Below are 16,824 nucleotides of genomic sequence, written 5' to 3' on the forward strand. Positions count from 1 at the left end.
GGTCGGCCGGTGAACACAACCACCGTTCACCGTCGCCGTGTTGTCCTCACCGCACTCGCCACGGCGACCACCGCCGCGTACGGCGGCCGGCGGCAGCGGCGCGACGCACCGGCACGGCGCACGTCATCGGAGGGACCGGGAGCGGACCCACGGGAGGACGTCGCGCGGGTCGGCTCGTGGGACGGGCACGACATCACGGAGGCGGTCCGCCCGGCCCTCGCCGGCCGCATGTGGGCCCCGCAGGTGTGACGTCGGGGAAACGGGCCATCACATGAAGGGAGCAGAGCCACTCGACACGAGGAGTGTCCGCGTATGGGAACCGTCGTCCACGTTCCGCAGACCCGGGACATGATCGGAGAGGAACTCTCCGGAGACGAGGCGTTCGCCGCGCTGCGGCACTACGGGGGCCTGCGGCTGCTGACCGACTCCTTCGCCCGCTTCCGCTACGCGGACGGCTTCTCCAACGCGCGGGCGCTCGCCTTCCAGGTCGTCCTCGGTCTGGTGCCGTTCACCGTGGCGCTGGTCGGCCTGGCGACCTCCGTGCACACCGAGAGCGTGGGCCGGGTCATCGAGCTCACCCTCGGCCGGATCGTGCCCGGCGCCAGCGCCGACATCGTCGAGGACGCCTTCGAGGGGACCCGGCGCAGCGCCCACGACATCGGGAGCACGCTGGCGCTCTGGCTCGGCCTGGGCTTCGCCCTGTTGAACCTCGCCTCCGCCATGGGCCAGATCGAGCGGGGCGCCAACCGCATCTACGGGATCGAACGCGACCGCCCCTTCCCCCGCAAGTACGGCAGGGCCGTCCTCCTCGCGCTCACCGCGGGCCTGTCGCTGGTGCTCGGGTTCGTCGTACTCGTCGCCGGTGACGCGGTGGGCGACGCGGTGGTCCGGGTGGCCGGGGGATCCGGCGGCGGCTCGGGGTGGTGGACCGTGCTGCGGCTGCCGGTGGGGCTGGCGCTGGCGTGGGTCGCCTCGGCGGTGATCTTCCGCTGGTCACCCCGGCGTACCCAGCCCGGCTACACCTGGCTGGCCTTCGGCTCGGCCGTGCACCTCCTGCTGTGGGTCGCGGCGACGTGGCTGCTCGCCCTGTACGTCGAGGGCAGCGGGGCGTTCGGCGCCCTGTACGGGCCGCTCACCGCGTTCATCGCGCTGCTGCTGTGGGCATACCTCACCGCCGTCGCCCTCTTCCTCGGCATCGCGTTCGCGGCCCAGCTCGAAGCGGCGCGCGCCGGCATCGACGCGGCGGTCCGTCCGGATCCGGGACCGGGCGCCTGACCTGCCGGGACGAACACGCCGGCCGGGAACTGGGCGTGGCGCCTGCGCGTTGTCGGTGTGAGGTTGCACAATGATCGGAAAAGGAGATCAACTCCGGCGCCGCGCTGGGTAGACGGTCTCGTATCCCGGCTCCGGAAAGGTCCTGCTGATGCTCGCCACCGTCGACCGTCCCCACACCCTCGTCGCCCTGCCGACCACGCGCCGCCGACCGGACCAGCGTCGCGGCGGACCGATAACGACCGAGTTCCCGGCCGTCCCTTCCCGCCCGCGCCCTCCGGCCGGCACCCCCCGCACCGACGTGCTGCGCATCATCTCCGACCCCCGCACTCCCACGTACGTCACCGAGTACGCCAACGGCCGCCGCAGGTACAGCTACTGGCGCCCGCTCGACTCGGCCACCGGCACCGGGGGTTGCTACGCCGCCCTGCCCACCGCCGAATGCGACGCGCTGCACGCGGCCGGGCGGATCACCCTCGGCGAGCCCGTCGTGGACCCCAACCGCACGACGTACCGCGTCCGCACCGCCACCCGCGCCCAGTCGGCCACGCGTGCCGAACCCGCCGCCCGGACCCGGCCCGAGCCGGCCCGCCCGGTACGGGAGCGCGCCCGCGTCGCCTGACCGGGGCGCGGGGCCGCCGCGCCCCGGTCAGGCTGTGCCGCGGGCGTGCGTCCGTGGCCGAATGCGTGCTCCGTTGTCGATCGAGTCGACAGCGCGGTCGCAAGTCAGGCGAAAATTTCGCTCACCGCACTCGGCGCCGACAGGGTGTTGTGGGGTGAGGTCTTCGCCATCAGGGCAGATCGCGTGTGTCTTCCGGCTTCCGGCAGGGGTCCGAAAGAGTCAATCTGAAACGAGTCCGTCGGTGTCGTTGTCATGTTCCTGAAAGGATTTCCAGTCTGGGAGTGCTCCCACCCCTCTGGAGGTGCCGATGCGCTTCCCCCGACACCAGGCCTGGGCCTGGGCCGCCGCGGTCCTCGCGGTGGCCGTGAGCCTGGCCGTCGCCGCTCTCCTCCCGCGGCCGGGCGCCGCCGACGCCCTCGTTCCCGTCGTGGCGGAACCCGGCGTCGAGGACGACGGCGCCGACTGCGCCGTCCCCGGCACCGGACCTCTCACCTCCGTCTCCAGGCTCCCCGACCCCTTCCGGAAACCGGACGGCACGCGCGTCTCCACCCGGTCCGGCTGGCGCTGCCGACGTGCGGAGATCCGGGAGCCGGCGGAGAGGCACGTCTACGGACAGAAGCCCGCCAGGCCCGAGAGCGTCACGGGCACGGTGTCCCGCACCGGCATCACGGTGCGGGTGACGCACCAGGGCCGGAGCGCGAGCTTCTCCGCGAGCGTCGACCTGCCGGGCGGCACCGGCCCGTTCCCCGCCGTCGTGGTGCTCGGAGGGCTGGGCGCGGACACCGCCACCATCAAGGGCGCGGGCGCGGCCGTCATCTCCCTCGACCCGTACGCGCTCGGCAAGGAGGGCACACCCCGCGGCGACAAACAGGGCGCGTTCTACAGCCTCTACGGCTCCTCCAGCAGCACCGGCCTGCTCATGGCCTGGTCATGGGGGGTGAGCCTGGTCATCGACGTCATCGAGCAGTCCGACGGCAGCGTGCTCCGCGCGGACGCCACCGGCGTCACCGGATGCTCACGGTTCGGCAAGGGCGCCTTCGTGGCCGGCGCCTTCGACCAGCGCGTCGCGCTCACCATGCCGATCGAGTCGGGCAGTGCCGGCACCGGCATCTTCCGCGGCATCCCGGGTGAGAGCGGCGCGCAGCCGCTGAGCAGCGCCTACTCGGAACAGCCCTGGCTGGGTGATGTCTTCGGCTCCTTCACGAACAGCCCCGCCACCCTCCCCGTGGACACCCACGAGATCGTCGGCATGGTAGCGCCGCGCGGGCTGCTCGTCATGGAGAACCCGCACGTCGACTGGCTGGGTGCCCGGTCGGGCAGCGTGGCGGCGCTGGGCGGCGCCGAGGTCTACAAGGCGCTGGGCGCGGGCGGCAACATCAGCTACTGGTCCGACGTACAGGACGGCACCCACTGCGCGGCCCGGCCGGAATGGCGCACGCCGCTGCGGCAGGACATCCAGAAGTTCCTGCTGGGGTCCGGCAGCTCCTCGGGGGTGTTCAGGATCTCCCCGGCCACGTCCGGTGACCTCTCCGCCTGGCGGGACTGGCAGACCCCGAGCCTCGCCGACGGCGGCACGAGCGGAGGCGGTACCGGCGGCGGCGGTGACACGGGCGGCGGTCCGGGCACACCGGACGGCTGCTGCACCGCCGCCTACCGCACGGTCAACAGCTGGTCCGGCGGCTACCAGGGCGAGGTGACCGTACGCAACGACGGCAGCGCCGCCCTCGACGGCTGGACCGTCGGTATGACGCTCGCGTCCGGCCAGTCCATCAGCAGCCGCTGGAACGGCCGGAACACCGGGACCGGCGGGGCGGTCACGGTGCGTGACACCGACTGGAACGGCTCCGTCGCGCCGGGCTCCACGACCACCTTCGGCTTCACGGTCACCGGCGGTTCCTCGACGCCGCCGACCGCGCTCACCTGCGGCCGTCCGTGAGACGTCACCGCCCGGTCTCCGCGTCCCGGGACGCGGAGACCGGGCGGTACGGAGGAGCCCCGGTCAGGCGATGGACGCCGAAATGACGGCGGACACCGCGAGGTTGCAGGACGCCGTCACCCAGACCGCCGGGTGGGGTTCGGGCTCGACCAGCGTGGCACCCAGCCGTCCCGGGGTGATGAGGTCCACCACCAGGAACGCCACGGCCATCATCACCAGCCCCAGCACACCGAACGCGGCGGTCGACGCCAGCCCTTTGCCGAAGTCCTCGTACGTGGTCCAGATCGACGTGAACACGATGCCGCCGATGCCGAGCAGCGCGGAGCTCAGCACCAGCGCGGCGTTGCGGTTGCGCTCCTGCCAGATCTGCCGGCCGAGCTTTCCGGGCGTCAGCACGTCGACCAGGACGATGCCGAGGACCAGCAGGACCAGTCCGAGTGCGCCGTAGGCGGTGGCCCGGCCGAGTCCGTTGACGATGTCGCTCATGGGGTTGCCGGCTCCGTAGGGTGAGTGATCGCGGTCAAGGGCGAGCAAAATGTAGCGCACCCGTTCGGCGCCTTGACCTGCTGCCCCGTCATCCTCCGGCGCCGATGTCGTCGGCGCGGGCGACGAAGTGCGCGGCGCCGCCGCCGATCCGGTAGAGGAAGGCGCCGCCGTCCCGGTCGGCGTCGTAGAACTGGCCGCCGGGATCGTAGGAGAACCGGCGGGTGATGCCCTGCCAGGGGGCGCGCAGCAGTTCGGAGCGGAGGGCGGAGGGGCCGTCGGTGCCGGCGTCGGCCAGGTCGTGGGCGGCGAACCGCACGGCGTCGTAGGCCTCGGCCGCCCAGGGCGCGGGGGAGCCGCCGTGGCGTTCGCGGTGGGCGGCGGTGAAGGTCCGCAGGCGCGGGTCCGCGTCGGCGTCGGCGTAGGCGGTGCCCACCATCCAGTCCTCCGCCTCGGCGAGGAACCGGCCGCCGAGCACCGGTTCCTCCGCCACCCGGGCCCCGCGGTGCCCCGCCTCCCGCAGCGCGCGGGCCAGCAGGGCGGCACGCTCCGGGCGCAGACCGGCGAACATCACCGCATCCCGCGGGCGGCCGGCCACCCGCCCGGCCACGGCGGTGAAGCCCTCGTCCGCCGCCACCTCCTCCACCACCGCCGGGGCGTCGAGTTTCCCGAACACGGTGACGATGCGCACGGACGAGGAGGTCTCGGCCGTGTCGGTGAGATCGTGCACGATCACGGTCCGCTCCGGCTTCGCCACGCGGTTGAGGTGGCGCAGGATCGCCGGCGGCCCCGCCGTCCTGGTCGGACGCAGCAGCAGCGCGGTGGTGAGGTCGGCGCTGTCCAGCCGGCTGGTGTCGGCCCGGGTCACCAGCGCGGTGGTCCGTGCGCGGGTGAGGGCCTCCACGGCCGCGGGGACGGTCGCGTTGGTCCCGGCACAGACCACCACGGCGAGGTCCCGCTCGGCGACCAGCCCGGCCGCGCCCCGCGCGGAGCCCTCCGCGGTGCCCCCGTCGTCGGCGGTGCGCAGCACCAGGTCGAACGTCCGTACGGGGGTGCGGTTGTGCTCGTCGACGGCGAGACGCGCACCGCGCTCCTGAGCCGTGAAGGCACCGTCCGCCCGGTGTCCGAGCAGCCCGACGACGTACGTGGGCCGGTCCCCGGACGCGGGGCGTGCGGGGGCGCCGCGGGACCTGAGCCACCAGGCGCCCGCCGCCGCGGCGGTGACGCCGAGCGCCGACCCGGTGGCGAGCAGACGCCGCCGGGTGAGGGAGGAGCCGGCCGGGCCGGGACCGGCGGGCTCACCGCCGACGACGGTGGGCTCGGGCACGGGCAGGCCGACGACGCGCGTGGCCTGCGCCGCGATCAGCGCCGGGAGCCCCTCCGGCAGCCAGCCGTCCGCCTTGAACTCACCCAAGAACGCCCGCAGTTCGGCGACGCCGGGGCGCCGCTCCGGATCCTTCTCCAGACACCGCCGCACGATCGGGGCGAGTCCGGGCGGTACGCCGTCCAGGTCCGGTGGCTCGTGCACGGTCCGGTACAGCACCGCCGCCGCCCCGCCGGTGCCGAACACGGCCCGGCCGGTGGCCGCGTGGGCGAGGACGCAGCCGAGGGAGAAGACGTCGCTCGCCGGGCCCACCGTGCGGCCCCTGGCCTGTTCCGGTGAGAGATAGCCGGGCGAGCCCACCACGGAGCCGTCGGCGGTGAGCGCGGTCGCCCCGACCGCCCGGGCGATCCCGAAGTCGATCAGCCGGGGACCGTCCGCGGTGAGCAGCACGTTCGCCGGTTTCACGTCCCGGTGGACCAGCCCGGCCGTGTGCACCTCGTCCAGGGCCTCCGCCAACGTGGCCGCCAGGGAACGGAGTTGTTCCTCGAGCCAGACGCCGTGCCGGGCGATCGCGTCGGCGAGCGACGGGCCCGGCACATAGGCGGTGGCCAGCCACGGGGAGGCGGCGTCCGCGTCGGCCGCGACGACCGGCACGGTCCACCGCCCGCCCAGCCGCGCCGCCAGCTCCGCCTCACGCCGGAACCGGGCCCGGAAGCCCGGGTCGCCGGCGTGCTCGGCCCTGATGACCTTGAGCGCGCACCAGACGCCGAGCGGGGAACGCGCGAGGTAGACGACGCCCATGCCGCCCGAGCCGAGCCGGGCCGCCAGCCGGTGACCGCCGACGGCCGACGGCCGACGGATCGGTCGGCCGCAGCCGTTCCATATCCCTAGGTCTCCGTCGCCCGCCGCAGGTCGCCGAGCGAACCCCGTTGCACGAACCGCCCGTCGTGCACCTGGTGGACGAACGTGCTGGCCAGCCAGCCCTGGTTGTCGCTCTTGTACTCGTGGAAGTCGCCGAAGGCATAGGTGCGGGAGAGGCCCGTGTACGTGGCCTTCGCCATCCGTGCGCCGAGCGCGGCCCGCGCCGGACGGCGCCCGCCGCGGGCCGGGACCGTCCGCGCGAACTCCGACAGCAGCATCCGTACGGTGTCGTACGCCTCGGCCGCATAGGGCCCCGGAGCGGAGCCGTGGAGGTCGCGCCTCGCCTTGGTGAAGGCCTTGGCACGCTCGGTGCGCAGCGCCTCGGCGTCCACGGCCGCCGTCACCACGTACCAGCCCTCACCGGCGGCGCCCGCCCGCTGCGGGAAGGCCGAGCCGTACAGCTGGTGCTGCATCCAGCGCGGCCCGTCGAATCCGGCCGTGGCCAGCTCGCGGGCGGCCCGGACGGTGGCGTCCGGCGGACCGAAGTAGGCGAAGGCCTCGACGCCCGCCGCCAGCAGGGAGCGCACGGCCGCGGGCGCGTCGTCCGTCTCCTCGGCCACCACCCTGGGCACGGCCTCGGCGCCGAGGGTGTCCCGCCACTGTCTGATCAGCAGGGTGCCCTGGTCCTGGACGGTCGTCCCGCCCGAGCGGTCGATCAGCACGCCGATCCTGCCCAGTCGCTTGGTCACCAGGGCGTGCAGCGCGATCCAGGTGCCCAGCGCCGAATGGGGCGCGCCGCTCTGGAACGAGGACTTCGGGGACGTCAGGAAGAAGTCCTGCTGACCCGTGGTGCTGGACACATGGGTGAGCCCGGCCTCGCCGTAGACGTTCGCCGCGGTCCGCATCGCGATTTCGGTGACCGGCCCGAGGACGGCGACGACGTCCCGGTCGGCGGTGAGGGAACGGGCCACCTCCCGGGCGCTCCCGGCGTCCCCCCGGTCCCGCGCCACCCGTACCGCCAGGTCGTAGGCGCGGCCCGGGTCGGCGTTGTGCTCGGCGACCGCGAGACGTGCCGCGCGCTCGCACGCCTGGTCGAACGGGGCGGTCCCGGCGCCGCTGGTGGAGTGCACACCGAGCGTGTACACGAGGCGTTTCGTGCCGGAGCCGTCCGGTTCGTCGTCGCGGGAGGCGAGCACCGCCGCCGTGGTCGCGCCGCCCGCCGCCAGCAGCAGCGCCCCGCCAGCAGCAGCCGGCGCCGGGCCGGGCGCCGGACGGCGTCCTCGGGGGCGTCCGGCGCGTCGGCTTCCGCTCCCTCGTCCACGACCGTCGGCTCGACACCGGGCAGCGCGAGACTCCCGGCGGAGCGTACGGCGACCATCCGGGCCACCGGGTCGGGGAGCCGGCCGGGGCCGTCCGGGACGTCCTCGGCGAGCTGTCCCGCCGCCTCCGCCGCCGTGGGGCGCGTCCGCGGGTCCTTGTCGAGACAGCGGGCCACCAGCGGCCGGAGCGTGCTGTCCACCCCGCCGAGGTCGGGATCGTCGTGGACCGTGCGGTACAGCAGGGCGTCCGGTTCACCCGTGCCGAAAGGCGGCCGGCCGGACATCGCGTACGCCAGGACGCAGCCCAGCGCGAAGACATCGCTCGCGGACGTGGCCGGCTCGCCGCGCGCCTGCTCCGGGGCGAGGAAGCCGGGGGTGCCGACCACCAGGCCCGACGCGGTCAGCGCGGTGTCGTCGACGGCACGGGCGATACCGAAGTCGATGAGCCGCGGCCCGTCCGGCGCCAGCAGGATGTTCCCGGGTTTGACGTCACGGTGCACCAGGCCCGCCGCGTGCACGGCGGCCAGCGCGCCGGCCAGCAGCCCGCCCAGCACACGGGCGGCCGGGGCGGGCAGCGGACCGTGCGCGGCCACGGCCTCGGCGAGCGAGGGACCGGGGACGAAGGCGGTGGCCAGCCACGGTGTCCGCGCGTCGGCGTCCGCGTCGAGCACGGGGACGACCCAGGGGTTGTCGACCCGCCGGGCCAGCTCCGTCTCCCGCGCGAACCGGGCCCGGAACTCCTCCTCCGCGGCGCTCTCGGCATGGATCACCTTGACCGCGGCGAGCTGTCCGGAGTCGGTGCGGCCCAGGTAGACCACGCCCATGCCGCCCGCGCCGAGGCGCCGCAGCAGCCGGAAGCCCGCGATGCGGGAGGGGCCGGACGACCGCAGCGGCTCACTCATCGCGACGCCGCCTTCCCGCTCGGCTCGCCGGCGCCGGCCAGCCGGTCGATCTCGGCGGCGACGAAGCCGACCCCCTTGGCCACGTCCGACGAGACGGTGTTCCGTTCCTCCTCGGTGCGTCCGGCGCCGATCCGGGCGGTCGCGGCCACGGTGACCGGGCCGAGCCGGTACTTGTACCAGTCGAAGGGACGCGCCTGCTTCTCCCCGTCCACCAGGTACTCCCCGGTCTCCGCGAGGTCGTCGTCGGCGATGGCGTTGCGCTCCTCGCCGAACGGGTTGGCCTGCGAGTACAGCCCCCGCACCCGCTGCGTGGCGTTCAGCCGCTGCTCCGGACAGCGCAGCGCCTCCTCCAGGGAGACCGCCATGTCACGGCGCGCGGCCGTGGTGTCCTCGTGCACCGTGACGGTGAGGGAGACGTACACGGCTTCCCTGCCCTTCTCCGCCGGCAGGACGAACGTGCGCGTGAGGCTGGCCAGTACCCGGTCCGGCAGCGGCCCTCGGCGCCACAGACAGTCCTCGCCCAGCACCGCCCACTCGGTCGGGTCGCTCTCGTACGGCCGGTGCCTGCGGAACCCGACGCCGAAGTGGTCGGGCCGCACGGTGAGTCCGCGGACGAAGTCGACCGCCTCGGCCCGTGTCCCGGGCGCCCGGTCCTCCACCACGGTGTACGGATCGGAGGAGGACGGGCCGGAACCCGGTTCACCCGTCGTGCTTCCGCCTCCCCCCGACGGCTTCCGGGTGCCGGTGTCCCCGTCGGGTCCACCGGTGCATCCCACCAGCATCAGCGTCCCCGCCACCACGGCCACAACCGGTCTGTGCGCGATCATGCCCCGCCCTCGCTCCCCAACGGCCGGTCCCCACGTGAACAGTGTGGCCCATGGCAGGGCGGCGGAGTAGCAACTCGACTGCACAGAAAGGCACTTGAGGGAAGTCGTCGTCAGGGAGTCATATCCGCGCGCATCCGGGGCATCCGGTGTTCCACCGGACGGACCGTGAAGGAGAACCGGCCATGAGCAACGGCAGCCGCACCCTCACCGCCCTGTACGTCGCCGTCGCCCTCTGGCTCTCCTTCTGCACCGTGCGCACCTGGGGCGCCGTCCCCCTGTGGACCACCCTCGCGATGGCGGTCGCCTCCCTCGCCCCCGTGATCGGGATCGTGCGGGAGACGGTCATCGCCGACGAGCGCCGCGCCGTCGCCGTCCTCCGGGAACGGCAGGGGCGCCGGGCCGCGTGGCGCGACGCGGTGGCCGCCGCGGTCGCGCAGGCCGAGGTGGAGGCCGCCTGCTGCGAACGCTGGTGGACGTCGTGCGCGACCGAGCACGACCCCGCCTGCGCGCACCGGACCTCGTGGGGCACGACGGCCTGAACGGGGCCCGGCGGCGGTCTCCCGCGCGCCTCCGATTTCTGGTCTGGACCAGACTCTTGACGCCGTCTTATCTCACTTCTTAAATCAAGTGGTTGTACCTCCACCCCCACAACCACGGTCGGCGCACCCCTCCTTCCGGGTCGCCGTACGGAAAGGGAGGGCCATGTCCTCTCCGCGCAGACTCCGCAGATGGCTGATCGCCGCGATGTCGGCCGCGCTCGTCGCCTCCGGTGCGGCGGGCACCGCGACGGCCGAACCGGCCGATGCCGGCGCCGCGGCCGCCGTGACCTTCTCGGACACCTTCGACGGTCCCGCCGGCGCCGCGGTCGACTCCTCGAAGTGGCAGATCGAGACCGGCGACAACGTCAACAACCACGAGCGGCAGTACTACACGTCCGGCAACAAGAACGCCGCCCTGGACGGCCAGGGCCACCTGGTGATCACCGCCCGCAAGGAGAACCCGGCCAACTACCAGTGCTGGTACGGCACCTGCCAGTACACCTCGGCCCGGCTCAACACCTCCGGCAAGTTCACCGCGCAGTACGGGCACGTCGAGGCGCGGATGAAGGTCCCGCGCGGGCAGGGCATGTGGCCCGCGTTCTGGATGCTGGGCACACCGGTCAACTGGCCGGACTCGGGCGAGATCGACATCATGGAGAACGTCGGCTTCGAACCCTCCACGATCCACGGCACGATCCACGGCCCCGGCTACTCGGGCTCCGGCGGCATCGGCGCCGGCTACACCCTGCCGGGCGGCCAGGCCTTCGCGGACGCCTTCCACACCTTCGCCGTCGACTGGGCACCGGACTCGATCACCTGGTCCGTGGACGGCAACGTCTACCAGCGGCGCACCCCCGCCGACCTCGGCGGGAAGCAGTGGGTGTTCAACAAGCCGTACTTCCTGATCCTCAACCTGGCGGTGGGCGGCTACTGGCCCGGCGACCCGGACGGCTCCACCGTCTTCCCGCAGCAACTCGTCGTGGACCACGTGTCGGTGACGACCAGCGACTCGTCCACCGGCGGCGCGATCCGCGGCCTGGCCGGCAAGTGCGTCGACGTCGCCGGGGCGAACACGGCCAACGGCACGGCCGTACAGCTCTACGACTGCAACGGCACGGCCGTACAGCTCTACGACTGCAACGGCACCTCCGCGCAGAACTGGACCGTGGGCTCCGACGGTACGATCCGCGCGCTCGGCAAGTGTCTGGACGTCGCCTCGGGCGGCACGGCCGACGGCACGCCCGTCCAGCTGTGGGACTGCAACGGCAGCGCCGCCCAGAAATGGGTCGTCACCGCCGCCCGCGACATCGTCAACCCGCAGGCCGACAAGTGCCTGGACGTGACCGGCAACAGCTCCGCCAACGCCACCCGGCTGCAGATCTGGACCTGCACCGGCGCCGCCAACCAGAAGTGGACCGTCGGCTGAACCGACGGTGCCGGACACACCGCTGCCCCGGACCGGCCGGTCCGGGGCAGCGGTGTGTCTCAGCCGGTCACCGCCGGGTTCCGGCGGACGTGAACCACGGGTAACCGGGTACGCCGGGACCCCAGCTGCCGGGCCGGCCGCCCGCGTCCTTCGTCACGAAGACGCTCGGCTCGGACGCGGTCACGCCGCCGCCGGCCGAACGCGCCGTGACGAACCACGCGTGGGCCGTGCCCGGCTTGAGGTTCCTCCAGGTCACCGAGGCGGTCCCACCGGAGCCGACCCTGTCCCGGCCGATGACGCGCACCGGGTCGTACAGCGCCAGCGAGTCCGTCCTGAACGACGTGGTGCGGGTGTTGAGGTCCACCGGCAGCACCATGTTGTCCTCGGTGCCGTCGTAGCGGTGGTCCGCGTCGTACTCGGTGGCGCCGAACTCGTCGAGCAGCGGCGAGTAGGTGTCCACCGTCAGCTCCGACCGGTCGACGTCGAACTGCAGCATCCGGAAGAAGCTCGAACCGAACCGCAGTTGGTCGTCGGGCTGGTAGCCGCCCACTTCGGTCAGTCCGAGCCGGTCGGCGGACACGGTGTAGAACTGGTAGTCCGCGAGCAGTTCGACGACCCCGTGGGACACCTCGCCCACCTTCGGCTTCACGTTGGTGCCGACACCGTGTTCGTGACCGGCGAGGATCAGGAACACGTTCGGGTTGTCCTGCACCACCGTCTTGTACAGCATCGCCCCGTCGGGCGCGGAGAACCGGGCGCCGCGTCCGTTCGGGCTGTCGCTCGGCGCGAGGTAGTCGTGCGAGAGCAGGATGCCGTTGCGGTCGGGGTGGCGGGCGAAGACGGAGGCGGCCCACGCGGCCTCCTCCTTGGTGACGCCGTACGACAGGCCCACGACGACGAAGTCGACACCGCCGGCGGAGAACAGGTCGTAGTGGTTCTGGTTGTCGCCCGGCTTCCAGGGGCCGCCGTACTCGGCGTGCCGCCAGCCGTCGGACAGCGCCTGGTAGCGGTCCGGCCCGTAGTACCGGTTGTAGAGGGCGTCCGGTCCGTTCTCGGTGCCCGACTGGTTGTCGTGGTTGCCCGCGATCACACCGTTCGGGACGTTGGCGTCGTCGAGGATCCTCTGCTGCCGGGAGGACACCTCCATCTCGCCCACGACCTGCCGCTGGGTGGCCTCGTCGGCGGGCTTGCGGATGTTGTTCTCGATGATGTCGCCGGTGTGGGCCACGTACGCGATCTTCCGCTCGTCCTTGTTGGCGGCGATCCAGCGCGTGACGTCCCCGTACGCCTTCTCCCACACCGCGCGTTCCGCGGCCGTCTCCTGCTCCACCGCGCCCTCGGAGAGGTACTGCGTGTCGGTGAAGTGGACGATCGAGAAGTCGTAGGAGTCCGGGTCGGCGAACCGGTCCGGGTCACCGGCCTCGATGTCGTCGGCGAACGGGTCCTCCCCGGTCACCATGACGTGCACCCGCTGCCGGTCGACGTACGCGCGGTCGACGACCGCCGTCAGCACGGTGTTCCCGCCGGCGGCGCCCCGGGCGCTCGTCAGCACGTCCCACCGCTTCGCCGCGGTGTTCCACACGCGCAGCGCGGCGAGCCGTTCGGGGTCGATGACACCCTCCCAGCGCAGCACCGGCGCGTCGGTACGGCCCTTCACCGGGACGTCGAAGCGCTGGTAGGTGACCTCCTGGGCGGCGGGCGCGTCGAGGGTCCTGCCGTCGGCGGGCGCGAGGCCGGTGGCCTTCACCCGGCGCTCGCCCGGCACCCGCAGCGTCGTGGGGACGGCGTCCGCGGTCCCCTCGTGCACCTGCCGCGGCGTGAGGATCTCGGCCTCGGAGAACGTGGCGCTCACCGTGCCCCCGTCGGGCTCGGCCACCTCGGCCGACAGCCGGACACTGCGTCCCGCGTCGGTCGTGCCGGCCTTCGGGGTGAGGCCCTCGGGCGTGTCCGGGATGCCGGCGGAGGTGAACGTCACCTCGCGGGTACCGGTGTTGCCGAGGCTGTCGGTGCCGGACACCGACAGGGTGTGGGCGCCGGCGGACAGTCCGGGACCGATGGCCGTGCCGGGTTCGACCGGCTTGCCGTCGAGCTTCACCGACGGTCCTTCGACCACGCCGGACGCGTCCTCCAGCCGGACGTCGAGCACGACCGACGCGGTGATCCGCTGCCCGGCGGCCGGGACACTGGTGGCGACCCGGGGCGCCGAGTTGTCGGTGACCAGCCTGCGCGTGGCCTTCTCACCGGACCGGGAGACCGCGGCCAGGGTGTGCGCGCCGTCGTCGATCCGCCGGGTGTCGAGGTCGGCGCGCAGGCCCTGGGCCGGGCCCTCGACGAAGAACTCGAGGTCGATCTCGGTCAGCGGGTTGACGTTGTCCCCGCAGTTCCCGTCACCCAGGCTGTACGAGCCCTTGAGCATCCGTCCGGTGGCGGTGCCGTTCGCCGGGGTGAGGGTGATGCCGGAGACGGCGAAGTCGTCGCGGTTGTCCCCGCACGAGGTGGGGAACGTGCCGGCGACGAAGTCGACGGTGTTCCAGCCGGGTTCGAGCCACTCGTTGGGGAAGGCCAGGTCGACGTGGCCTTCGACGAAGTCGCTCTCCAGCACCTGCTTGCGGCCGTTCACCAGGACGTGGTTGCCGTAGCGGGCCTCGATCGAGTTGCCGCCCACGGTGAAGCCGAGGGTCGCGGTCCCGGCGCCGAGGGTGTCGCTGACGTGCACGGCCGGGGCGTCGACCGAGTAGTGCAGCTCGGCCTCCCGCAGGCGGGTGTCGCTGTCGCCGCAGGAACCGTCGCCCAGGGCGTAGGAGTCCGCGATGTCCCGGCCCGTGACGGTGCCGCCGTCCAGGGCGAGTTCGAGGTGCGCGATGTCGAAGTCGTCGCGGTTGTCGCCGCAGCTCTCCCGGTAGGCGCTGGTGACGACCTTGATGATGTTGTCCCCGGGCACCAGATGGCGGGCCGGGACCGCGATCTCCACCCGCTGGCTCACCCAGGTGCCGCCCAGGTCGATCCGCTTGCCGTTGACCAGCAGGTGGTTGTCGTACTTGTCGTCGATCGAGTTCGACCCGACGTCGAAGGAGAAGACGGCCGCGCCGCTGCCGAGGTGCGCCTCGGTGACGGGCGCCGCACCGTCCACGGTCAGCGACCCGACGCCGCCGTCGGTTCCGGCCGGAAGGCTCGCGGACACCGTCCGCCGGCCGGCCACCAGCGTGCCGTCCTCGGGCAGCAGCCGGGGCGCGCCCGCGGGCGCGTTGTTGACGGTCACGTCGTTCTCGACCGTCTTGCCCGACGCGGTGGTCGCGCTGAGGACGTGGGCGCCGTTGCGGAGCTTCGTGGTGTCCAGGTCGGCGCGCAGCCCGGTGGTGCCCCGTGGGTCGGACAGGGCGAAGAAGGTGAGGGTCGCCTTCGTCCGCAGGCTGGTGTTGGTGCCGCAGCTGCCGTCGCCGAAGGAGTAGGTGTACTCGTTCTCCTCGCCGTCGGCCCGCTCGCCGAGCAGCTCCAGGGCGATGTCCGAGAGCACGAAGTCGTCGTGGTTGGTGCCGCAGGAGCTCTCGACGGTCCCGGCGACGACCTCGATCGTGTTCTCGCCCTTGACCAGGTGCTCGTTGGGTATCTCGATCGTGCCCCGCTCGTTGACGAGGTCGCCGATGCCGGCCCGGTAGCCGCCGTTGACCACGATGTGGTTGTGGTAGCGGGCCTCCGTCGAGTTGGAGCCGACGTCGAAGGTGAGCCGGGACACCCCGACCGTGCGCTCCGCGTCGACCTGCTTCCCGTCGACCGCCAGCCTCGTCACGGAGTCACCGGTCAGTGTCGGTGTGGCCGCGAGGTGTTCGGTGCCCTCCAGATAGGTCCCGTCAGGCGGGACCAGGTCCGGCAGGCTCGACTCCGCCGCCGGACCCGCCTGCTCCGCGGGCGGCTTCGGGGCCGCCTGTGCCGCCGTGGTGCCGCCCGCCAGGAGCAGCGCCGCGAGCGCCGCTCCCGTGAGCCGCCGCGCTCCGGTTCCGCCGCCCTGCCGTCTTCGCCGCTGTCCTGTCCGCATCAGCAGCAGCCCTCCCTGTTCGCCGCACGGTGAAGGGCACACCGGCTGATGCGGGCATGCCCATGGCGCATCCTGGGCGGCGCGGATGAACGCGGGGGGAGCAGCCGTGAACGATCAGGGAAAGGAGGTCTCCGGTCCGGTCAGCGCCTGAACGCCCAGGCGCTCCTCGGCTCCACCGCCCATCGGAAGACCCGTCGCACCGGCGGTGCGCACAGCGCCGTCACGAACACGGCGGCGACCAGGGTGACCGTGACCTCGCCGAGCGGACGGTACAGCCGGCCCGGGTCGTACCAGCCCCAGTACTTGCTGACCTGCGCGACGAAACCGTGCAGCAGGTAGCCGTACAGCGTGGCCGCGCCCAGCCCCGTGGACCAGGTCCGCCGCCCCGGCACCCAGGCGAGGAAGCAGGCGACGAGGAGCAGCGAGCAGCCGAACAGGAGCAGGGTCACGGCGGGGCCGTACCAGGCGGGGGCGGACAGTTCCTGCGCGCTGTCCCCGTGGTAGAGCCAGGCGGACGTCACCCGGGGGACCGCCCGGTACGCCACGGCCAGTGCGCCGGCGAACACCGGCACGGCCGGCATCCGCACCCGGCGGTGGCGCACCGCCCGGAAGTGCTCGGCGCGGAGGTGGGGACCGAGCACGAAGTGCGGCAGGAACCGCAGCGTGCGCTGCACATCGAGGTCCTCGCCGAGCGACGGGGACGCCGTCGCCGGCACGGCGACGACGAGCGCGACGGGGACCGGCCACCGCACGAGCTTCCACAACGGCGTGGTGAGCCGCCACACGAACGACGCGGCCAGGAACCACGTCAGGTACAGCGGCTCCAGCAGCGTGACCGGCCGGTCGGGGACGCCGTCCGTCCACCGGGTGAAGAAGGTGTACGCCGTCTCGAACACGAGGTACGGCAGGGCGACGCCGGTGACCAGGCGCTTGACGCGCTCCGGGCTGCCGTCGAAGCCGCGCGAGTGGTAGCCCGCGAGAACGATGAACGCGGGCATGTGGAACGCGTAGACGAGCATGTACAGCGCGCTGACGGCCCGGCTGCCGTCGCACAGCGGTTCCCAGGCGTGTCCCACCGCGACCAGTACGATCGCCAGGTACTTGGCGTTGTCGAAGAACGCGTCACGCCGAGGCGCCCGCCGGGACGTGTCGTCCTGTTCGGCGCGGGGGACGGCGGCGGGGATGCCGGGCGACGACATCCCGGGCGCCTCACCCGTCCCGCGGGTGGCCAGACCTGCGATCCGCTCGGCCGCTGACCGGGATGCCCGGTGCCGTCGGTT

12 protein-coding genes and 1 pseudogene are annotated in these 16,824 nt (G+C 73.1%); 6 read left to right on the forward strand and 7 right to left on the reverse strand.

Going from position 1 to position 16,824, the window contains the following annotated elements:
- The first annotated feature begins 9 nt into the window (after window positions 1-9).
- The 4 genes from ACF1DX_RS25035 (at window position 10) to ACF1DX_RS25050 (ending at window position 3,830) form a co-directional block, all read left to right on the forward strand.
- Window positions 10-249, forward strand: coding sequence for a hypothetical protein (locus ACF1DX_RS25035; RefSeq protein WP_391793363.1), 240 nt, complete (start codon window positions 10-12; stop codon window positions 247-249).
- A 63-nt stretch (window positions 250-312) separates the two neighbouring features.
- On the forward strand, window positions 313-1,275 hold the full coding sequence (locus ACF1DX_RS25040) for a YihY/virulence factor BrkB family protein (RefSeq protein WP_391793364.1): 963 nt from the start codon (window positions 313-315) through the stop codon (window positions 1,273-1,275).
- Window positions 1,276-1,423: 148 nt separating this feature from the next.
- A complete protein-coding gene (locus ACF1DX_RS25045) occupies window positions 1,424-1,894 on the forward strand; it encodes a hypothetical protein (protein ID WP_391793365.1) in 471 nt (156 codons plus the stop codon).
- 307 nt (window positions 1,895-2,201) lie between these two features.
- Window positions 2,202-3,830 carry a cellulose binding domain-containing protein gene (locus tag ACF1DX_RS25050; RefSeq protein ID WP_391793366.1) on the forward strand — a complete coding sequence of 543 codons (1,629 nt, stop codon included), beginning with the start codon at window positions 2,202-2,204 and terminating at the stop codon, window positions 3,828-3,830.
- Window positions 3,831-3,893: 63 nt separating this feature from the next.
- Here ACF1DX_RS25050 and ACF1DX_RS25055 read toward each other — a convergent pair whose 3' ends face one another.
- From ACF1DX_RS25055 to ACF1DX_RS25075, 5 genes and pseudogenes are all read right to left on the reverse strand, one after another.
- Window positions 3,894-4,316, reverse strand: coding sequence for a DUF350 domain-containing protein (locus tag ACF1DX_RS25055; protein WP_030866814.1), 423 nt, complete (start codon window positions 4,314-4,316; stop codon window positions 3,894-3,896).
- An 88-nt stretch (window positions 4,317-4,404) separates the two neighbouring features.
- Window positions 4,405-6,438 (reverse strand): bifunctional serine/threonine-protein kinase/ABC transporter substrate-binding protein, encoded by a 2,034-nt coding sequence (locus ACF1DX_RS25060; protein WP_391793367.1) that lies wholly within the window; start codon window positions 6,436-6,438, stop codon window positions 4,405-4,407.
- 86 nt (window positions 6,439-6,524) lie between these two features.
- Window positions 6,525-7,694 (reverse strand): ABC transporter substrate-binding protein, encoded by a 1,170-nt coding sequence (locus tag ACF1DX_RS25065; RefSeq protein WP_391793368.1) that lies wholly within the window; start codon window positions 7,692-7,694, stop codon window positions 6,525-6,527.
- A gap of 305 nt (window positions 7,695-7,999) precedes the next feature.
- Window positions 8,000-8,719, reverse strand: a pseudogene (locus tag ACF1DX_RS25070) (serine/threonine-protein kinase); the annotation flags it as partial.
- Window positions 8,716-9,546 carry a hypothetical protein gene (locus ACF1DX_RS25075; protein WP_391793369.1) on the reverse strand — a complete coding sequence of 277 codons (831 nt, stop codon included), beginning with the start codon at window positions 9,544-9,546 and terminating at the stop codon, window positions 8,716-8,718. The gene ACF1DX_RS25075 and the pseudogene ACF1DX_RS25070, both read right to left, overlap by 4 nt.
- Before the next feature lie 182 nt (window positions 9,547-9,728).
- Here ACF1DX_RS25075 and ACF1DX_RS25080 point away from each other — a divergent pair, with 182 nt between their 5' ends.
- Together ACF1DX_RS25080 and ACF1DX_RS25085 are read left to right on the forward strand one after the other, a co-directional pair.
- A complete protein-coding gene (locus ACF1DX_RS25080) occupies window positions 9,729-10,085 on the forward strand; it encodes a hypothetical protein (RefSeq protein ID WP_391793370.1) in 357 nt (118 codons plus the stop codon).
- 163 nt (window positions 10,086-10,248) lie between these two features.
- Window positions 10,249-11,511, forward strand: a complete 1,263-nt coding sequence (locus tag ACF1DX_RS25085) for a ricin-type beta-trefoil lectin domain protein (RefSeq protein WP_391793371.1) — start codon at window positions 10,249-10,251, stop codon at window positions 11,509-11,511.
- Between the two features lie 67 nt (window positions 11,512-11,578).
- Here the strand turns inward: ACF1DX_RS25085 and ACF1DX_RS25090 are convergent, their stop codons facing one another.
- Together ACF1DX_RS25090 and ACF1DX_RS25095 are read right to left on the reverse strand one after the other, a co-directional pair.
- Window positions 11,579-15,544 (reverse strand): metallophosphoesterase, encoded by a 3,966-nt coding sequence (locus ACF1DX_RS25090; protein WP_391793372.1) that lies wholly within the window; start codon window positions 15,542-15,544, stop codon window positions 11,579-11,581.
- A gap of 140 nt (window positions 15,545-15,684) precedes the next feature.
- Complete coding sequence (locus ACF1DX_RS25095; protein ID WP_391793373.1) at window positions 15,685-16,743, reverse strand: acyltransferase family protein; 1,059 nt, start codon at window positions 16,741-16,743, stop codon at window positions 15,685-15,687.
- Window positions 16,744-16,824 lie beyond the last annotated feature (81 nt).

It is taken from the genome of Streptomyces sp. NPDC014676 (assembly GCF_043084105.1).
Lineage (GTDB): Bacteria > Actinomycetota > Actinomycetes > Streptomycetales > Streptomycetaceae > Streptomyces.

Bases quoted from the DNA above. Each gene is read 5' to 3' on its own strand.
- ACF1DX_RS25040 (WP_391793364.1), top strand. From the start codon at position 313: ATGGGAACCGTCGTCCACGTTCCGCAGACCCGGGACATGATCGGAGAG.
- ACF1DX_RS25045 (WP_391793365.1), top strand. From the start codon at position 1,424: ATGCTCGCCACCGTCGACCGTCCCCACACCCTCGTCGCCCTGCCGACC.
- ACF1DX_RS25050 (WP_391793366.1), top strand. From the start codon at position 2,202: ATGCGCTTCCCCCGACACCAGGCCTGGGCCTGGGCCGCCGCGGTCCTC.
- ACF1DX_RS25055 (WP_030866814.1), bottom strand. From the start codon at position 4,316: ATGAGCGACATCGTCAACGGACTCGGCCGGGCCACCGCCTACGGCGCA.
- ACF1DX_RS25060 (WP_391793367.1), bottom strand. From the start codon at position 6,438: ATGGGCGTCGTCTACCTCGCGCGTTCCCCGCTCGGCGTCTGGTGCGCG.
- ACF1DX_RS25075 (WP_391793369.1), bottom strand. From the start codon at position 9,546: ATGATCGCGCACAGACCGGTTGTGGCCGTGGTGGCGGGGACGCTGATG.
- ACF1DX_RS25080 (WP_391793370.1), top strand. From the start codon at position 9,729: ATGAGCAACGGCAGCCGCACCCTCACCGCCCTGTACGTCGCCGTCGCC.
- ACF1DX_RS25085 (WP_391793371.1), top strand. From the start codon at position 10,249: ATGTCCTCTCCGCGCAGACTCCGCAGATGGCTGATCGCCGCGATGTCG.
- ACF1DX_RS25090 (WP_391793372.1), bottom strand. From the start codon at position 15,544: ATGCGGACAGGACAGCGGCGAAGACGGCAGGGCGGCGGAACCGGAGCG.
- ACF1DX_RS25095 (WP_391793373.1), bottom strand. From the start codon at position 16,743: ATGTCGTCGCCCGGCATCCCCGCCGCCGTCCCCCGCGCCGAACAGGAC.